Origin of the sequence: Gemmatimonas sp. (genome assembly GCF_044376735.1) — a bacterium.
In the GTDB taxonomy this organism is placed as follows: Bacteria; Gemmatimonadota; Gemmatimonadetes; order Gemmatimonadales; family Gemmatimonadaceae; genus Gemmatimonas.
The window spans coordinates 1-15,715 of sequence record NZ_JBILKJ010000060.1 but is presented as its reverse complement, the minus strand read 5'-3'; the positions used below and the strand labels follow the sequence as shown (position 1 = coordinate 15,715).

The following is a 15,715-nucleotide window of genomic DNA, read 5'->3' as shown; positions in this document are numbered from 1 at the left end:
GATGGGATAGAGCGTGGCGAGCATGCGGACGTAGTCCGCCCCGTCGGCGACATCGCGGAAGGTGCCGGTCCAGCCGCCGCCGGGATGGTCGTAGCGCCGATACTCCACGTTCCAGGTGGCCACCCCGGACTGCGCGAGGGCATCGGCCAGCGGTGCGCTGTTGCGCACCGAGGCGTACGGCGAGTACCAGCAGCCGCCATGAATCACGATGGCGATCGGTGCCCGGTTGCTGTTCGACGCGCCGGACGGCAGCCGGAGCTCACCGAACTGCAGGGGATCGCGCCCATAGGCAATCCGCACGCCGGCGTCGCGGAGCGGTACGGTGTCCACGTCGCCGGCCCGCATGAGCCGCGGCGCGGGCGTGCTCTGCGCGCTCGCGGTCACGATGGCGGTGCACACGAGGACCATCGCCGCGCCGATCCGCGGTATATTCGCGCGCAGGAATGCAGTTGGCGCGGGGGCGTGGCGGAGCGGGGGTATCGGCATGGGGTGAAGGTGGTGGGCAGGGCGTCGGCCGTCCAGCGGGCGCGCGGGCCGGACCCTGGCGGGGCTTGAAAAATTCTGTTGACACTCCACGAGCACGACGCTAGCGTCTAGGGCATTCGAAACACGAGAGCCGCGCCACGGTGCGGGAAACGCGCTGCAGGCGACTTCGGGGACCTGGCGACACGCGGGTCCCTTTTGTGTGTGCGGCGCTCGCGAGTCGGATGCTGAGCTGATGTCGCACGGCATCGGCGACCCTCGCGGGGGTCTGGTCCGCGAACTACACGAGTGCTCGGTGCGTACGGCAGGGCCGGACTCCGAACACACAGCAACGGGGGCAGTGCCATGCGTACGACCGGCAAGGTGAAGTGGTTCAACGACGCCAAGGGCTTTGGATTCATCACGCCCGATGACGGCTCGAAGGATTGCTTCGTGCACCACTCGGCCATTCAGGGCGGCGGATTCCGCACCCTGGCCGAGGGCGAGCGTGTCGAATTCGACATCGTGCAGGGCCAGAAGGGTCCGGCGGCCGAGCAGGTCGTAAAGGTTCGCTGAGTCCACGCGAACGACAGGCATACACGAAGGGCCACCAGCGTCGCGCTGGTGGCCCTTCGTGCATAGCCCGGCAACGGGTCCCGATCGATGCGCGTGGATGCGCATCGATCGGGTGTCCAGCCGCTACTTGATCTCGCCGTTGCCGCGGTAGTAATCGCCCAGCAGATGCTCGGCGAAGTACTCCATCAGCATGCGCTGATTGTACGGGCCCGTGCCGCGGTAGCCGTGCGGTTCGCCCGGGTAGATGAAGAAGTCGAAGCGCTTGTTGGCCTTGATCAGCGCGTTCGCGAGCCGGATGGTGCCACCCGGGTGCACGTTGTTGTCGAGATCACCGGTGGCGAGGGCGAGGTTGCCCTTGAGGTTGCCGGCGAGTTCGTCGTTGGTGGGCACGCGGATGTCGAACTTGATCTTGTCGGCGTTGGTGGAATCCTGCACCACTTCACGCGCGGCAGCGTTCGCCCCCGGTCCGCCACGACGCGCGGCGCCGGTGCCACCGGCCCGCACCGCACCGGCGGCGCTGTCGGCCTTGGCGACGACCTTCACGCCGTGGTTCCACTCGCTCCAGTTCTGGTTGTAGATGTTGTTGTCGTGATTGCCCGATTCCGACCAGCCCACCTTGAAGAAGTCGTTGTACGGCGGCAACAGCATGGCGGCGGCGGTCATGAAGCCACCACCCGAGTGGCCGAAGATGCCGACCTTGTCGAGATCGATGAACTTGTGGCGCGCGCCGAGCTGCTCGATGGCGTACTTCTTATCGGCCAGCGCATAGTCGCGCATGTTGCCGTAGCCATAGCGATGATAGGCGAGCGACCGCAGCGGGCTTCCGCCACGATGGCCCACTTCGATCACGATGAAGCCGAGCTGCGCGAGCTGCATGAGCGGACCACGCACGCTGAAGCCGGTGGTCGTGCCCTCGGTCTGCGGGCCCGGATACACGTACGTGATGATCGGATACTTCTTGGTGCTGTCGAAGTCGAACGGCTTCCACATGTTGCCGTACAGCTCCGTGACGCCGTCGGCCGCCTTGACCGAGAACGTCTCGGCGTTCTTGAAGCCGAGTTCCTTCAGCTTGGACAGGTCCATTTCCTCGAGGGTGCTGAGGATGCGGCCCGTGGCGCCGTCGCGCAGGACCGACTTGAACGGCAGGTCCATGCGGGAGAACGAGTCGTAGATGTAGCGCTTGGTCGGTGAGACGATGCTGGGGGTGCCGTTCTCGCCGAGCGTGGAGGCGTGGTGCGCGTTGCCGGCATCGAGCAGGGTGAAACCGCTGCCGTCGCCGTTGACCCGATAGAGGTGCGTCTGATACAGCTGCTCACCCGGCTCACGTCCCTGGCCCGATACCCACACCTGCTGTGTGGTGGAGTCGATGGTGACGATGCTGTTGGCGTTCCACTGTCCCGTGGTGAGCGGGTGCTTCTCGCCGCCGTCGAAGCCGTACACGTAGTACATGCCCCAGCCGGTCTTCTGTGACCACCAGAGGAAGTCACCGCCCGGCTTGAGGTACGCGACGTTCTTCGGCTCGAGTGCAGCGCCCTCGATGGCATCGGTGAGCAGCGTCTTGATGGCGCCGGTGGTGACGTCCACTTCGATGAAGTCGACGGCGCGCTGCGGACGATCGCGACGCACGACGCGCACTTTGTCGCCGTTGACCGGCCAGTGCACGTTCAACAGCGCCTGATCCTTCCACTTCGCCACGTTGATCTGCTTCACGGCTTTCTCGCCGCGGCGGTACGTCCACAGCTCACTGCGCGTGACGTCTTCTTCGCCGGGCATCGTGTACTTGTAGTGAATCAGCACGGGGCGCGGCTGGGCGAGCACGTTCACGAGGAACAGATCCTTCACCTTGCGCTGGTCCCGTCGCACGACGGCGAAGGACTTTCCGTCGGGGGACCACGTCACGTTCGGGCGGATGCGCTGATCGCGGTTGTTCGCGTCGTCGCTGTCATCCTGCTCGCCGTCGGTCTGCTGTCCGCCGCCGGCGAGCGCGGCGAGCTGGCGTGCGTTCTCCGTGGTGTCACGGTAGCCGAAGGAGTAGTCCATGGCGCCGTCGGTGCTGATCTGCACCGTGTCGTTGCTGCTCTTCTCCACGATGTAGAGATTGTGCATGCGGGCGAAGACGAACGCCGAGCTGTCCTTGTTGTAGTTGCGGAACTCGCCGCGCGCACCGCCACCCTGCCCACCGCCAGCGCCTTGGGTGTTGATCTCCTCGTCTGTCGGTGGGGGCGCGTTGCGCACCACGCGACCGTTCGACTTCAGCGTTTCCGTGGCCAGCGTCCATTCATAGCGCACGGTGTCCACGGTGAAGCGGAACGCCTTGTGGCTCTTGAGGAACGTGATGGTTTGAAAGGGCAGGTTGGTGGCGTCGTACGGCTTCTTGCTGAGCATCGTGAGCTGCTCGGCCAGCTTGGCCGGATCGAACAGCAGGCGCTTGGTACCACCGGTGGGCGACGGGACGAACAGCATGAAGCGATTGCCGTTCCGATCCTTCCAGTTGTAGTACATCGAGTCCGTCTTCCCGAGGAAGCGGGGCTGGACGGCCTGTGTGTAGGTGATGGCGCGAAGCGCCGCGGTGCTGAAGCGGTTGGCGAGCGTCCAGTTACCCTTGTTGGCACGACCTTCGTCGGCTTGGGTGGCCTGGGGGCCAAGCTGCGCCTGCGCGGCGCGTCCGCTGGCGGCGCTGCTGGCGGCCAGCAGCAGGAGAGTGCCGGTCCAACGTCCAAGACGGCGCACTGGGTGAACCATGTCCTTCTTCCTCCGGAGGGCGGGAATGGCGGCTCCACGAAACGGGCGGCCAACGAGAGATTTACTCGATGGAGCGGATCGCCGTTGAGTCGGTATCCGGAAAATCGTGGTTGGCAGGCGCTGTGGGTGGGGTGAATGCCGGAGGAGGGGGCTGGCACATGTTGAGGTTGACGTTCGGGGTGCGGCACGTGTTTGTACAGCGGGCGGAACACACCACACGTTAGGGAGCGATCATGGGTTTACTGGACGGAGCGTTGGGGGACCTGGCTGGGTCATTGCTGGGCAAACAGGCTGGTGGGGTGGAGCAGCTGTTGGGTGGGTTCCTTGGGGCCAGCGCGCCGGGCGGGGGCTCGTCATCGGCGCTGCTCACCATGGCCATGACGCTGGTGCAGCAGCACGGCGGTCTCGGTGGGATCGTGCAAGCGTTGCAGAGCGGCGGGTTGGGCGACGTGGTGTCGTCGTGGGTTGGCACCGGGGCGAATCAGGCGGTCTTGCCGACGCAGCTCGAGCACGCGCTGGGCGGTTCGGCGGTGGCGCAGGCGGCGGCAAGCGCGGGCGTGGATCCGTCGCAGGCGATGAGTGGCCTCGCGGCACTGTTGCCGGATCTGATCGATCGGCTCACACCAGAGGGCGCCGTGACGTCAGGGAGTCAGGCGATGCTCACGCAGGTATTGGGGCTGCTGCAGACCCGCTAACGGGTGGTTCGCGGTGCAGGCTTTTGGGCTTGAAGGCAAGCCGACTTACTGCGCGGCGCGCTCCCGATACCGGGTGGTGAACACCGGCTGAAGCCAGGCGGTGGCGCCGCTGGAGTCGACGACGCGCACGCGCACGTACGTCTCGCTGCCGGTCAGCCGATATGATGGGGTGAGTGACTTGTCGGTGGCGAGGATGTCGCCGTTGGCGCCGATGAACTGCGTGGTGTACTTGAAGTCGCCGATGCGTGTGATGGTGAGCGATAAGGCGGTTGGCGTGACGACGATCTCGGCGACGACCGGTCCGGTGCTGGCGTAGAAGCGGCCTTCGTCGAGCGCGGTGACGATCTCCCGCGCTTCAAGCGCGCGCGCCCGCACCGCGACCCATCCGCGTCCCGGGTTGGCGCGCGACTTGGCGAACTCGCCCTGGAAGTGGTGCGCGTCGTCCACCGCGATGCCGTAGATTTTTTTGCCGCGCGTGAGGAGTGCGTCCCAGGCGACTTCCATACTGGGCCAGTCTTCGCCGCCGATGTTGTGCACGGTGGGATGCCCATTGAAGATCTCGAGGAGCCGGTCGTTCTTCACGCGGAAGAGCGTGGCGGTGTCGAGGCTCCAGAGGAAATTCGGATGATTGATGTGCGGCACGGCGCGCTCGGCGCGAATCGCATCAACCGTCTTTTGCACGGTACCCAGCAGCGTGCTGTCGCGCGGCGCGGCGATGACGCGGCTGATGTCCAGTGCGTTCACGTGGACGGCGGCTTTCTGAAAGCTGGTCGTCACCTCTTCGCCCGGAATCAGCAGAAACGTCGAGTCCATCAACGACGCCAGGGTGGCCGGGTTCGTGAACACGTTGTGATCGGACAGCACGAGGAAATCGTACTTCCGGCTCTTGTACCATCGCGCGACCTCCTCGGGCGCCGTGTCGCCGTCGGAGTTCGTGGTGTGCGTGTGCGTATTGCCTTTGAGCCACCGCGTACCGGGGGCGGCGTCGGGCACGAGAAACCGCGCGGGCTGTGCGGAAGCGCCGCGCGCGAAAAAGGGCAACCCGGCGGCGGCCAGGCCGAGTGCGAGCGCCAGTGTGCACGCCGTTGGACGAGGATTCATGCCATCAATTCTGCCACCGGGTGGTCGTGATCGCGAGCGGGTGACGGCATCGTGACAACAGTGTGGTTTGTGGGGGATGCATCTGCGGTCTCCAAGCGCAGTCTCGTCGGGTCTCGCGGAACACGGAGCGAAGATCTATCTTCGTCCGCGTAGTCTCCATGCTGCCGGGTCGTTCGGTTGCCTGTCATCAGGTTGGTATCGTTCTTCCCCGGCTCATCAACACGGACTACGTCCATGGTATCTGTTTAACCCTCGATCGGACCACATATGTCGAAGCTCCTGAACGTTGCGTTGTTGTCGTCTCTGCTCCTGTCCGGGGTGACCTCACTGCAGGCCCAATCCACCAAGGGCGTCTTCCTGGGTATCCAGTACGCGGGGTCGAGCGTGAGTGTGGAGTCCGCGGCGAACGATCTCGAATTCGGTGGGGGCTTCGGCTTGCATGCAGGGCTGGGACTGAACGACACCTTCTCGGTGCTCGCCAACTTCGATCGGAGTGTGCTCACCGGCTCCAAGAGCACCGACGTGAAGCTCACGCAGTATGACGCGCTGCTTCGGATGAACCTGTTTCCGGGAGCCAGTTCGCCACTCCGCGTGTTCGTAACGGGAGGCGCGACGGCGCGCACCGCCAATTCCGGACGAGACTTCGAGGGGATCGCGCCCACGGGCGGGGCAGGGGCGCACCTCTTCGTCACGCGGAAGATCGCGGTGAACGCCTCGGCATTGTGGACGTTCGGCAAGCTCACACAGGCCGGTCAGGTCACCGCGACGCAGAACGGGCAGTTCGAATCGACCGGCACACGGGTACAGGCTGGTGTGTCGCTCTATTTGCTCGGTGGCAAATAGAGCGTTTCGGGTTTGACAACAGATGCGGGGGAGACGGCCGAAGCCATCTCCCCCGCATCTGTGTCTGGTCTATCCGCGCGGCGTCAGCCGCCACCGAGCTCCAGCGGCTTGGTTGACATCTTGAGGGGATATGGTCATAGTCATGACTATGGTCACAGTTTCCAAGAGCGCGCTGAAGGCCCGCATGCTCGAGTTCTTCCGTGAAGTGGAGCGAACCGGTGAGGAGTTGGTGGTTACCAGCGACGGCGTCCCTGTGCTGAAGGTGGTGCCCTTCAGCCAGACGCGGTCGGTGGGGGATGCCTTTGCCGACGTGCGTGGAGCACTCACGTGGACGGGCGACATCGATGCCCCGACGGACGCCGAGTGGCCCGCGTCATGAGCGGCAGGTGAGTCGCGTGGTGCTCGACACGTCGGCGCTGCTGTTCTGGACGCTGGCGCCGGAGCGGCTGTCGGCGCGGGCGCGGACGGCCATCGATGGGGCCACGCCGTTCGGCTGGTTGGCCAGTGCGATTTCGCTGTGGGAGATCGGCCTCAAGGTGCAGCGTGGTCAGCTTTCGCTCGGGGTAACGTTCGCCGAGTACGTGCAGCGCCTGCAACTCGTGGACGGCTTGGTGTTAGCGCCGGTGGACGTGCGCACGTGGCTGCGCACGCTGGAGCTGGACTGGACGCACCGCGATCCGGCTGATCGCGTGATCGTGGCGATGGCCGAACTGCAGTCGCTGCCGTTGGTCACGTCGGATGTGGAGATGGGGCGGTACTACGCGAACGTGGTGTGGTGAGGGCGGCGCGGCCTTCGCATTGTCGTCGCCGATGCAATTCGGTCGTCGGGTTCAGCATGCTGATAGGAGCTGCGGCGGTCGCGCTTCCGCAAACCGTCAACGCGCAGCAGCTGCGCGGCGTGGTCCGCGATTCACTGGCGCGGCCACTTGCCGGTGCGGAGGTCATCCTGTCGTCCAATGGGGATCGCGTGCGCAGCGATTCGCTTGGGCGTTTTCTGTTGTCGTTCCCGTCTCGCGCAACGGACACGCTCCGCGTGAGGCTGATCGGTTACCGTCCGTTCGAACAGCTGCTCGCAGCGGCTGACTCCTCGCGAGCACTCGTCGTCGTGCTCCGGCGCTATCCGCAGATGCTGGATACCGTGCGCGCGCGGACTGATCAGGATCGATGCACTCGCGACGCCTTGAGCGGGTTCGAATGTCGCCGCGCGGCCGGGCGTGGCCTGTTTCGCGATGCCGGGCAATTGCGTGCGCTCCGTCCACAGACGTGGGCGGACATGTTCGACGGAATGCCCAGCGTGCGTCGCGTGCCGCGGAATGGGCCGAATGGTTTTGACGTGCGCGTCGGAGTCGCGCCGAGTCGGTGTCTCGTGGAGCTATGGAACGGTCAGCTCCCCATGACGAAGGAGATGGACATGCCGTTCGCCCCCGACGAAACGTGGAGCCCGAACGATGTGATCGCACTCGAGATGTATGCCGAGTACCGCGACGTACCGGGACCGTACCGCGGGGCGGCGTGGCCGGTGGACTCTCCTCAGCCCTGCGTGCTGTTGATCTACTGGCTGCGCGGTGCGGCGCGACGATAGCGGCTCGGCACCACTACCGGTAGTTGTGCCCCTTCACGTGCTGCTCGCCACCACCCAGCTCCAGCGCCTTGAACTGCTTGGCGCGCACATTCACCACATGCTGTTCCACCTGCAGCGTGCCGCGAATGAGCAGCATGGGTGACCGGGAAATGAGCTGCGCATGTTCTTCGTAGCGATCGGGGGTGATCACGATGTTGATCATCCCCGTTTCGTCTTCGAGGGTGAGAAACACGAATCCCTTGGCCGTGCCCGGGCGCTGACGGCAGATCACGAGTCCGGCCACGGCGACGCGCTGGCCGTCCTTGCCCAGTTCGTGCGCTTCCCGGGCCGACAGCACGCCGTTGGGCGCCAGAATGGGGCGCACGTGCTTCATGGGATGCCCGGCCAACGACAGCCCCGTCATACGATAGTCGGCTTCGGTGAGTTCGATGGGCGTGTAGGCCGGCAACTGCGTGGGCACGGGCTGCGCCTGAAAGGGGGCCAGCGGCAGCTCGGGACCACGGGTGGCGGCCATCACTTCCCAGAGCGCCACGCGCCGTCGCCGCTCGGCCGGTTCGTGCGCGAACATGCTGTCGAAGGCACCGGCTTCGGCCAGTCGACGCCATGACGTTTTGTCGAGAGACACGCGACGAACGGCATCGTCGACACTGGTGAACGGGCCCTGCACCAACGCCGCCTCGAGGGCGCGACGGGCCTTGGCGCCCAGTCCGCGCACGAGTCGCACGCCCAGGCGCACCGCCACGACATCGCGCATGGGTTGCGGGTCGATCTGACGACCCCAGCGCACCACGCCATCGTTGGGTACGAGCACACGTCCATCGGCCATTTCGAGGGCGTGATCCCACGTGCTGCGGGTGAGATCGACCGGACGCACTTCCACGCCATGTCGCTTGGCGTCTTCGATGAGCGTGCCCGGCGCGTAGAAGCCCATCGGTTGCGCATTCAGAATGGCGGCGGTGTACTCCGGTGCGTAGTAGTGTCGCAGCCAGGCCGTGGCGTACACGATGAGCGCGAAGCTGGCGGCATGACTTTCGGGGAAGCCGTAGTCGGCGAAGGCGTTGATCTGATTGTAAATGCGACGGCCGGTTTCTTCGGGGATACCGTTCTTGGCCATGCCCGCAATCAGCTCTTCGCAAATCTGCGCCATGCGTTCGCGCGAGCGTTTGTGCCCCATGGCGCGACGCAGTTGATCGGCCTGGGCGGGGGTGAAGCCGGCGGCCACGATCGCCACCTGCATGCCCTGCTCCTGAAAGAGCGGTACGCCGAGCGTGCGCTTGAGCACCTTCTCGAGCATGGGGTGCGGATACGTGACCGGCTCCAGCCCCGCGCGCCGTCGTAGATACGGATGCACCATCTCGCCCTGAATGGGGCCGGGCCGGATGAGCGCGACCTCGACGACGAGATCGTAAAAGCAGCGCGGCTTCAAACGCGGCAGCGTATTCATCTGCGCGCGACTCTCGATCTGAAAGAGTCCTACGGTATCGGCGCGGCACATCACGTCGTACACGGCCTGATCGCTCATGTCGAGCTGTCCGAGATCGATCGTGGTGCCGCGCGTGTGCCGGATGTACAACAGGCAATCCTGCACCACGGTGAGCATGCCGAGCCCCAGCAGGTCGATCTTGACCAGGCCTACGGGATCGAGGTCGTCCTTCTCCCACTGGATCACGGTGCGCCCCGGCATGGAGGCGGGCTCGATCGGTACGATGGAGCCGAGGGGTTCTTCGGTGAGAATGAAGCCACCCACGTGAATGGAGCGGTGACGCGGCAGCTGGTGCAGGCCGGCCACCACGTCGGCGAGCCGGCGTACCCGTTCGTCGTTGGGGTCGAGCCCGGCGAGGGAGAGCACGTCGCTTTTGGGCCGCGACTCAGGCACCGCACGGGCATCGGCGGCGATCTTCCGCTCGGCCTGCATGTCGATGACCTGCGCCCACGTGCCGTCGCGGTCGGTGGGGCCTTTGGGGGCGCGTTGTGCGGTGGCCGACGACTTGCTCGGTACCTTCGCTTGCGTGGACGCGACTTTGCGCGACGCCTCACGCACCACGCGGGCCTTGGTGGTGGCCTCGGTGCCGCCGATCATCTGCTGGCCTAAACGATCGGCGTCGGTGGCGGGGTCGGCGCTTGGTGTGGCCGCGTCGGGTTCCCTATTCACCCGCAGCGCCTCCGCTGTACTGCGCGCACTGAACCGATCACTCAGCGACGCCAGCATGTCGCCCTGCTGCACTGAGAACCCCAGCACGCGCGCCGCGTCGCGCACGGCGCTGCGTCCGCGCCAGGTGATCTGTTCGCACACCATGGCGGCGTGTTCGCGCCCGTAGCGGTTGTACACGTACTGCAGCACACGCTCGCGATCGCGGTGCGCGAAGTCGATATCGATGTCGGGCGGCTCTTTGCGTCCTTCGCTCAAGAACCGCTCGAACAGCAGCTCCATGCGGATGGGATCGACCGCCGTAATGCCCAGGCAGTAGCACACGGCCGAATTGGCGGCGGAGCCACGGCCCTGACAGAGAATTCCTTCGCGTCGCGCGAAGCGCACGATGTCCCACACCGTGAGAAAGAAGCCGGCGAGATCGAGCTTGCCGATCATCGCCAGTTCGTGCGCCAGCTGTGCGTCGTGCTTGGGGGTGCGCGACGTGTTCCACCGTTCGTAGGCGCCTTGCTCTACGAGACGTGTGAGATACTCCTGCGCGCTGATGCCCGGCGGCAGCGGAAAGGCCGGCATGGACGGCTTGAGCTGCTCCAACCGAAACGTGCATCGCTCGGCGATGGCCAGCGTGGCTTTTACGCCTTCCTCCGCGCCACGCCACCGCTGATACACGAGCGACGGCTTCTTGAGCGCCCACTCGGCGTTGGGACGCAGGCGCGTGCCCATGGTGTCGAGCGTGCGTTCGTGTCGCAGCGTGTTGAGCACATCGTGCACGATGCGCTGTTCGGGGGCGGCGTAGTGCACGTTGTTGGTGACCACCCACGGCACGCCGAGCTTGGCGGCGAGCGGGCGCAGTTGTTGCACGAGCACGCGTTCTTCAGGCAGGCGGTGATCCCAGCATTCCACCGCCAGATGCTCGCCGAACACGTCGCGCAATTCACAGGCCGCGGTGTAGGCGTCGTGGGCGCGTCCTTCGGCCAGTAGTTGCGGCACCCAGCCGCGCGGACAGCCGGTGAGCGCAAAGACGCCCTCGACGTGACGTGTGACGAGCGCCCAGGGCACACTGGGGGTGCCGCGTTCGCTGTCCATGCGCGCCCGCGTGACCAGCGAGGCGATGTTGCGGTAGCCGTCACGCGTTTCGGCGAGGAGCACCATGTGGGTGCGTCGTTCGGCGCCCGGGTTGCCGATGTCGGGCATACGCACGGTGAGCTCGACACCCAGGATGCCGCCGATGCCGAGCGTTTCGCAGGCCGTGCCGAACCGGACTACGCCCCCCATCTCATCGTGGTCGGTGATGGCCAGAGCGGGGTACCCGAGCTCGGCGGCGCGCTCGGCCAGCGACTCGGGGAGCGAGGCCCCGTCGAGGAGGGAGAGTGCCGAGTGGCAATGAAGTTCGACGTACTGGTTCGGCATGGGAGACCGAATATACACCGAAGATCAGGAATCCGGCGAGGGCCGGAAAGCGGGCACTTCCGCCGCGCTACCGCCGTTACATCACGAGATGCCGCATTCCAACCGCCCCTCCCAGCGTCCTGAGCACACCGTGAACAATGTGCTCGAGAACGCCGACACGATGTCCACCGAGGAGCTGGACAAGCTGCCCTACGGCATGATCCAGCTGGACGCGACGGGGCGGATCCTGAATTACAACGCCGTGGAGTCCAAGCTGGCGTCGTTGAAGAAGGAAGATGCGATCGGCAAGCAGTTCTTCACCGAGATCGCGCCGTGCACGAAGGTGCAGGACTTCTACGGGCGCTTCAAGGAAGGGGTGATTCGCGAATCACTCGATACCAGCTTCCGCTTTCATTTTGCGTTCAAGCAGAACCCGCGTGACGTGACCGTGCGGTTGCTGTATTCGCGCCGGACGCGCACGGTGTGGGTGCTGATTTCGGATCATGACGGGAAGCCGATCGAGGGGTGACGGCGGCGCAGTAGCCACTTCTCCCCCTCCACCGCGAACAGCACGACCGACGACACCGCAACACACACCGCCAGCTCCTGCCACGACAGCGGCACAGTGTGGAAGATGCGATTCATGGCCGGCACGTAGAGCGTGCTGAGCTGCAGCGCGAACGCCGCCAAGACCGCGTAGAACAGCGCCGGGTTGCCGCGTACGCCCAGCGTCCAGATCGAGATCCGCTCTGAGCGAATCGCAATCAGGTGGAACAGCTGCGAGAGCGTGAGCACGGTGAACGTCATGGTTTGCCAGTGACTGTTGCCGTCGCGGATCGTGAGCGCCTGTGTGCCCAACGCGAGGGCGGCCATGAGCAGTCCCACCCGCAACGCATGCTGCCACAAGCCACCGGCCAGCAGGCTCTCCTGCGGGGAGCGCGGCGGACGCTGCATGCTGTCCGGCTCGGCCGGTTCGGCGGCTAGGGTAGTACCGGGCAAGCCGTCGGTCACGAGATTCATCCACAGGATGTGAATCGGCAATAGCGGCAGCGGCAGGCCCAGGAACGGCGCGAGAAACAGCGTCCAGATCTCGCCCGCGTTCGTGGATAGCACGAAGCGTACGAAGCGCCGGATGTTATCGTAGATGCGACGTCCTTCGTGCACCGCCTTCACGATGGTGGCGAAGTTGTCGTCGAGTAACACCATGTGCGCCGCTTCGCGCGCCACGTCGGTGCCGCCGCGTCCCATGGCGATGCCGATGTTGGCGCGCTTGAGTGCCGGCGCATCGTTCACGCCGTCGCCGGTCATGGCGACATACTCCCCGTGTGACTGCAGCGCCTTCACGATGCGCAGCTTGTCTTCAGGGGCCACGCGGGCAAACACACGCACCTCGGACACGCGTTGCGCGAGGTCCTCGTCGGAGAGCCCGGGGATATCGTGACCAGTGAGTGCGACGTCATCGGCACCGGCAATGCCCAATCGCGTGGCGATCGCGAGGGCGGTGGCCGGATGGTCGCCGGTGATCATGACCACGTGAATGCCGGCGGCCTGACAGGTTTCCACGGCGGCCTTCGCCTCCGCGCGCGGAGGGTCGATGAGTCCGACCAGCGCCAGCAGGGTGAGTTTCTGTTCGGCGTGTTCGGCCGAGTCCGGCTTCTCGGTGAGGGTGCGCGTGGCGATCGCCAGCACGCGCAATCCACCGGCGGCCATGGATGCGGCCTGCTGCAGCACACGTGGCGCGTCGATGGGCACGATCGCGTCGGCGCTTCGCATGCTGGTGCAGCCGGCGACGACGCGCTCGGGTGCCCCCTTGGTGCACACGATGATGCGGTGGTCGTGGCGATGCACCGTTGTCATGCGCGCGCGTGCCGACGAGAACGGCACCTCGCTGATACGGGGCCAGTGCACGTCGAGCGCGCTCTTGTTCACGTGTACTTCGGCGCCGGCGCGCACGAGGGCGGTCTCGGTGGGATCGCCCACCAGCGCGCCCTCCGCACCAACAGTCACATCGGTGCACAGCGTCATGACGTCGGACAGCGGCGTGAGATCGTGCGCCGGCGGCTGCGACAACGTCCATGGTGTGCCGTCGCCCAGTACGACGGTGTCCACGTGCATCCGGTTCTCGGTGAGTGTGCCGGTCTTGTCGGTGCAGATGTACGTCACCGAGCCGAGCGTCTCCACGGCAGGCAGGCGGCGAATCAAGGCCTGCTGTTTCACCATGCGTCGCGCGCCGAGCGCGAGGGAGATCGCCACCACGGCGGGGAGCGCTTCGGGAATGGCTGCCACCGCAAGGCTCAGCGCCGTCATGAACATCAGCAGCATCGGCTCACCGCGCAGCAGTCCAGCTGCAAAGATGATGGCGCAGAGCGCCACGACGGCGATGGCGAGTTTGCGGCCGAGCACGGCGAGGCGCTGCTGCAGGGGCGATTGCGATTCGGGCTCGTCGCGCAGCATGGCGGCAATACGGCCAAGCTCGGTGCGCATACCGGTGGCGACCACCACGCCAGTTCCGCGTCCGGCGACAACCGTGGTGCCCTTGAAGCTCATGCACGTCTGATCGCCGACCGCGCTGACATCGACCGGACAGCGCTCCGGATCCTTGCGGCTTGGCACCGACTCACCGGTCAGCGCGGCCTCCTCGACGCTGAGATGCACGGCGTCGAGCAGGCGCAGGTCGGCGGGCACGATGTTGCCGGCAGCCAGCAATACGATGTCGCCGGGCACCAGCGCCATTGACGGCACCGATGCTTCAATACCGTTGCGCCGCACCCGCGCAAGCGGCTGGGCGAGCGCGCCAAGAGCCGCCATGGCGCGGTCGGCGCGATACTCCTGGGTGAATCCCAACACGGCGTTGAGGATCACGATCGCGATAATGGCGAGCATGTCCTCGGGTTCCCCTACGAGGCCCGCGATGAGCGCCGCCACCATCAGCACGACGACCATCGTGTCGGCGAACTGTGCCACCAGCATGCGCAGCAGGCCACGACTGCGCGCGTGCAGCAGCACGTTCTCGCCGTACTCGATTGTGCGGGCCTGCACGGCGTCGGCGGTCAGGCCACGCTCCACGGAGCTTTCGAGCGTCGCCAGCGTCTGCTCGATCGACGTGGCGTGCCATCGCACTACATCACGCGGCAGCTTCCTTCCCCGCTTCGCCCTTGCGATAGGTGACATACAGGTACACGGGGATGTTCAGGTCGCCGAGGTGGTGCGTGATGAGCGGACGCACCTGGTCCCAGTCGAGACCGCCGGCCCCAGTGGCAAGTCGCGGCAGCGCGATGCTCTTCACGCTGCTTTTCTCGATCTCGTGACGCAACCGCTTCAACACGTGATTGACGTTGGGAATCGACGCGCGGCCCGAGGCCGAAGAGGCGTGATCGCCTTCCTGCGTCATCAGGTTGTAGATCGTATGGCCATCGGCGCTGCGATACGTCCAGAGTTCGCCCGGCTTTGGATGCGCCTGATGCGCATAGTGGCGGAAATCCTTCGCCATGCCCGGCCACAGTTCGCGCAGCGCGAGCGCGAGGCCGGCATTGAAGTGGTCATTGGGTGAGACGCCGTGCGCGATAGCCGGCGCCTTGGTGAGCAGGATATCGCCTTCCAGTTCGTAGATCACGAGCACACCTCTGCGTTGGTCGGTCCTGTCGGGTGGTACGTGACAGGGAATGTCCGGACGTGCGGAGGCAGATGGAGTCGGTGGAACCCTGACAATGAGGGTGGGATGAGCTGACGGATGAACAGCCTAACACCCTAGGAAGCAGGGGGGAGGGTATCTGGAGGCAGGAAGCAGGAACCGCGCGGTTCACCTGCCTCCCGCCCCCTAATACCTTCCCCCCTGCTTCCTAGGGTGTTGAATGGATCAGCTTACGCCCACGCTTATCCCCCCAAGACGTTTACGCACCCCTTGGGCGGAGCGGCCAAGCGCTGATTGCATTCGTCAACTGGGATCGGCACCAGCGGGAAGACGCGGTGCGTGGGCAACTGCTTCCGGAGCTCACCCAAGCGGTTGTAGCGCCGCGCATCGACCCAGCGATGGCCGTACTCGAAGAACAACGAGTAGCGGCGATCATAGAGCATTTCGGTAACGAGATCACCGGAGAAATCGGACGCCAGAGCCGGCAGTCCGCCGGCGTTGGTGCGTATGAAGTTCAGGTCGGCGATCGCGGCAGCGCGGTTGCC

13 protein-coding genes and 1 pseudogene are annotated in these 15,715 nt (G+C 65.5%); 7 read left to right on the top strand and 7 right to left on the bottom strand.

Annotated features, from left to right (window positions below; translation table 11 throughout):
• Nucleotides 1-486: alpha/beta hydrolase family protein (locus tag ACIRA7_RS09970; protein WP_396220693.1), on the bottom strand; the 486-nt coding region annotated here is incomplete at its 3' end.
• A 342-nt stretch (nt 487-828) separates the two neighbouring features.
• Between ACIRA7_RS09970 and ACIRA7_RS09965 the strand changes: the two genes are divergently transcribed.
• Nucleotides 829-1,038 carry a cold shock domain-containing protein gene (locus tag ACIRA7_RS09965; protein ID WP_396220692.1) on the top strand — a complete coding sequence of 70 codons (210 nt, stop codon included), beginning with the start codon at nt 829-831 and terminating at the stop codon, nt 1,036-1,038.
• Nucleotides 1,039-1,161: 123 nt separating this feature from the next.
• Here ACIRA7_RS09965 and ACIRA7_RS09960 read toward each other — a convergent pair whose 3' ends face one another.
• Nucleotides 1,162-3,780 (bottom strand): DPP IV N-terminal domain-containing protein, encoded by a 2,619-nt coding sequence (locus ACIRA7_RS09960; RefSeq protein ID WP_396220691.1) that lies wholly within the window; start codon nt 3,778-3,780, stop codon nt 1,162-1,164.
• Between the two features lie 233 nt (nt 3,781-4,013).
• Here ACIRA7_RS09960 and ACIRA7_RS09955 point away from each other — a divergent pair, with 233 nt between their 5' ends.
• Nucleotides 4,014-4,475, top strand: coding sequence for a YidB family protein (locus ACIRA7_RS09955; RefSeq protein ID WP_396220690.1), 462 nt, complete (start codon nt 4,014-4,016; stop codon nt 4,473-4,475).
• 45 nt (nt 4,476-4,520) lie between these two features.
• Here ACIRA7_RS09955 and ACIRA7_RS09950 read toward each other — a convergent pair whose 3' ends face one another.
• On the bottom strand, nt 4,521-5,576 hold the full coding sequence (locus tag ACIRA7_RS09950) for a CehA/McbA family metallohydrolase (RefSeq protein WP_396220689.1): 1,056 nt from the start codon (nt 5,574-5,576) through the stop codon (nt 4,521-4,523).
• 267 nt (nt 5,577-5,843) lie between these two features.
• Here ACIRA7_RS09950 and ACIRA7_RS09945 point away from each other — a divergent pair, with 267 nt between their 5' ends.
• The 4 genes from ACIRA7_RS09945 to ACIRA7_RS09930 all read left to right on the top strand — a co-directional run bounded on the left by ACIRA7_RS09945 (nt 5,844) and on the right by ACIRA7_RS09930 (nt 8,001).
• Nucleotides 5,844-6,419: an outer membrane beta-barrel protein gene (locus tag ACIRA7_RS09945; RefSeq protein ID WP_396220688.1), complete on the top strand. Its 576-nt coding sequence runs from the start codon at nt 5,844-5,846 to the stop codon at nt 6,417-6,419.
• A 142-nt stretch (nt 6,420-6,561) separates the two neighbouring features.
• Nucleotides 6,562-6,798, top strand: coding sequence for a type II toxin-antitoxin system Phd/YefM family antitoxin (locus tag ACIRA7_RS09940; protein ID WP_396220687.1), 237 nt, complete (start codon nt 6,562-6,564; stop codon nt 6,796-6,798).
• Nucleotides 6,799-6,805: 7 nt separating this feature from the next.
• Nucleotides 6,806-7,198 carry a type II toxin-antitoxin system VapC family toxin gene (locus ACIRA7_RS09935; RefSeq protein WP_396220686.1) on the top strand — a complete coding sequence of 131 codons (393 nt, stop codon included), beginning with the start codon at nt 6,806-6,808 and terminating at the stop codon, nt 7,196-7,198.
• A gap of 56 nt (nt 7,199-7,254) precedes the next feature.
• Nucleotides 7,255-8,001 (top strand): carboxypeptidase-like regulatory domain-containing protein, encoded by a 747-nt coding sequence (locus ACIRA7_RS09930; protein WP_396220685.1) that lies wholly within the window; start codon nt 7,255-7,257, stop codon nt 7,999-8,001.
• 13 nt (nt 8,002-8,014) lie between these two features.
• On the opposite strand, the gene ACIRA7_RS09925 is transcribed toward ACIRA7_RS09930, so the two are convergent.
• A complete protein-coding gene (locus ACIRA7_RS09925; RefSeq protein WP_396220684.1) occupies nt 8,015-11,560 on the bottom strand; it encodes a DNA polymerase III subunit alpha in 3,546 nt (1,181 codons plus the stop codon).
• Nucleotides 11,561-11,648: 88 nt separating this feature from the next.
• Here ACIRA7_RS09925 and ACIRA7_RS09920 point away from each other — a divergent pair, with 88 nt between their 5' ends.
• A complete protein-coding gene (locus tag ACIRA7_RS09920; RefSeq protein ID WP_396220683.1) occupies nt 11,649-12,068 on the top strand; it encodes a PAS domain-containing protein in 420 nt (139 codons plus the stop codon).
• Here the strand turns inward: ACIRA7_RS09920 and ACIRA7_RS09915 are convergent.
• From ACIRA7_RS09915 to ACIRA7_RS09905, 3 genes and pseudogenes are all read right to left on the bottom strand, one after another.
• A complete protein-coding gene (locus tag ACIRA7_RS09915; protein ID WP_396220682.1) occupies nt 12,041-14,659 on the bottom strand; it encodes a cation-translocating P-type ATPase in 2,619 nt (872 codons plus the stop codon). The genes ACIRA7_RS09920 and ACIRA7_RS09915 overlap by 28 nt on opposite strands.
• A gap of 4 nt (nt 14,660-14,663) precedes the next feature.
• Nucleotides 14,664-15,152, bottom strand: coding sequence for an Appr-1-p processing protein (locus ACIRA7_RS09910; protein ID WP_396220681.1), 489 nt, complete (start codon nt 15,150-15,152; stop codon nt 14,664-14,666).
• A 260-nt stretch (nt 15,153-15,412) separates the two neighbouring features.
• Nucleotides 15,413-15,715 (bottom strand): annotated as a pseudogene (locus ACIRA7_RS09905) (hypothetical protein); the annotation flags it as partial.

What these genes read in the sequence shown, in the direction of transcription:
- ACIRA7_RS09960 (WP_396220691.1), bottom strand. Translation starts at nt 3,780, where the DNA reads ATGGTTCACCCAGTGCGCCGTCTTGGACGTTGGACCGGCACTCTCCTG.
- ACIRA7_RS09930 (WP_396220685.1), top strand. Translation starts at nt 7,255, where the DNA reads ATGCTGATAGGAGCTGCGGCGGTCGCGCTTCCGCAAACCGTCAACGCG.
- ACIRA7_RS09940 (WP_396220687.1), top strand. Translation starts at nt 6,562, where the DNA reads ATGACTATGGTCACAGTTTCCAAGAGCGCGCTGAAGGCCCGCATGCTC.
- ACIRA7_RS09950 (WP_396220689.1), bottom strand. Translation starts at nt 5,576, where the DNA reads ATGAATCCTCGTCCAACGGCGTGCACACTGGCGCTCGCACTCGGCCTG.
- ACIRA7_RS09965 (WP_396220692.1), top strand. Translation starts at nt 829, where the DNA reads ATGCGTACGACCGGCAAGGTGAAGTGGTTCAACGACGCCAAGGGCTTT.
- ACIRA7_RS09920 (WP_396220683.1), top strand. Translation starts at nt 11,649, where the DNA reads ATGCCGCATTCCAACCGCCCCTCCCAGCGTCCTGAGCACACCGTGAAC.
- ACIRA7_RS09925 (WP_396220684.1), bottom strand. Translation starts at nt 11,560, where the DNA reads ATGCCGAACCAGTACGTCGAACTTCATTGCCACTCGGCACTCTCCCTC.
- ACIRA7_RS09945 (WP_396220688.1), top strand. Translation starts at nt 5,844, where the DNA reads ATGTCGAAGCTCCTGAACGTTGCGTTGTTGTCGTCTCTGCTCCTGTCC.
- ACIRA7_RS09955 (WP_396220690.1), top strand. Translation starts at nt 4,014, where the DNA reads ATGGGTTTACTGGACGGAGCGTTGGGGGACCTGGCTGGGTCATTGCTG.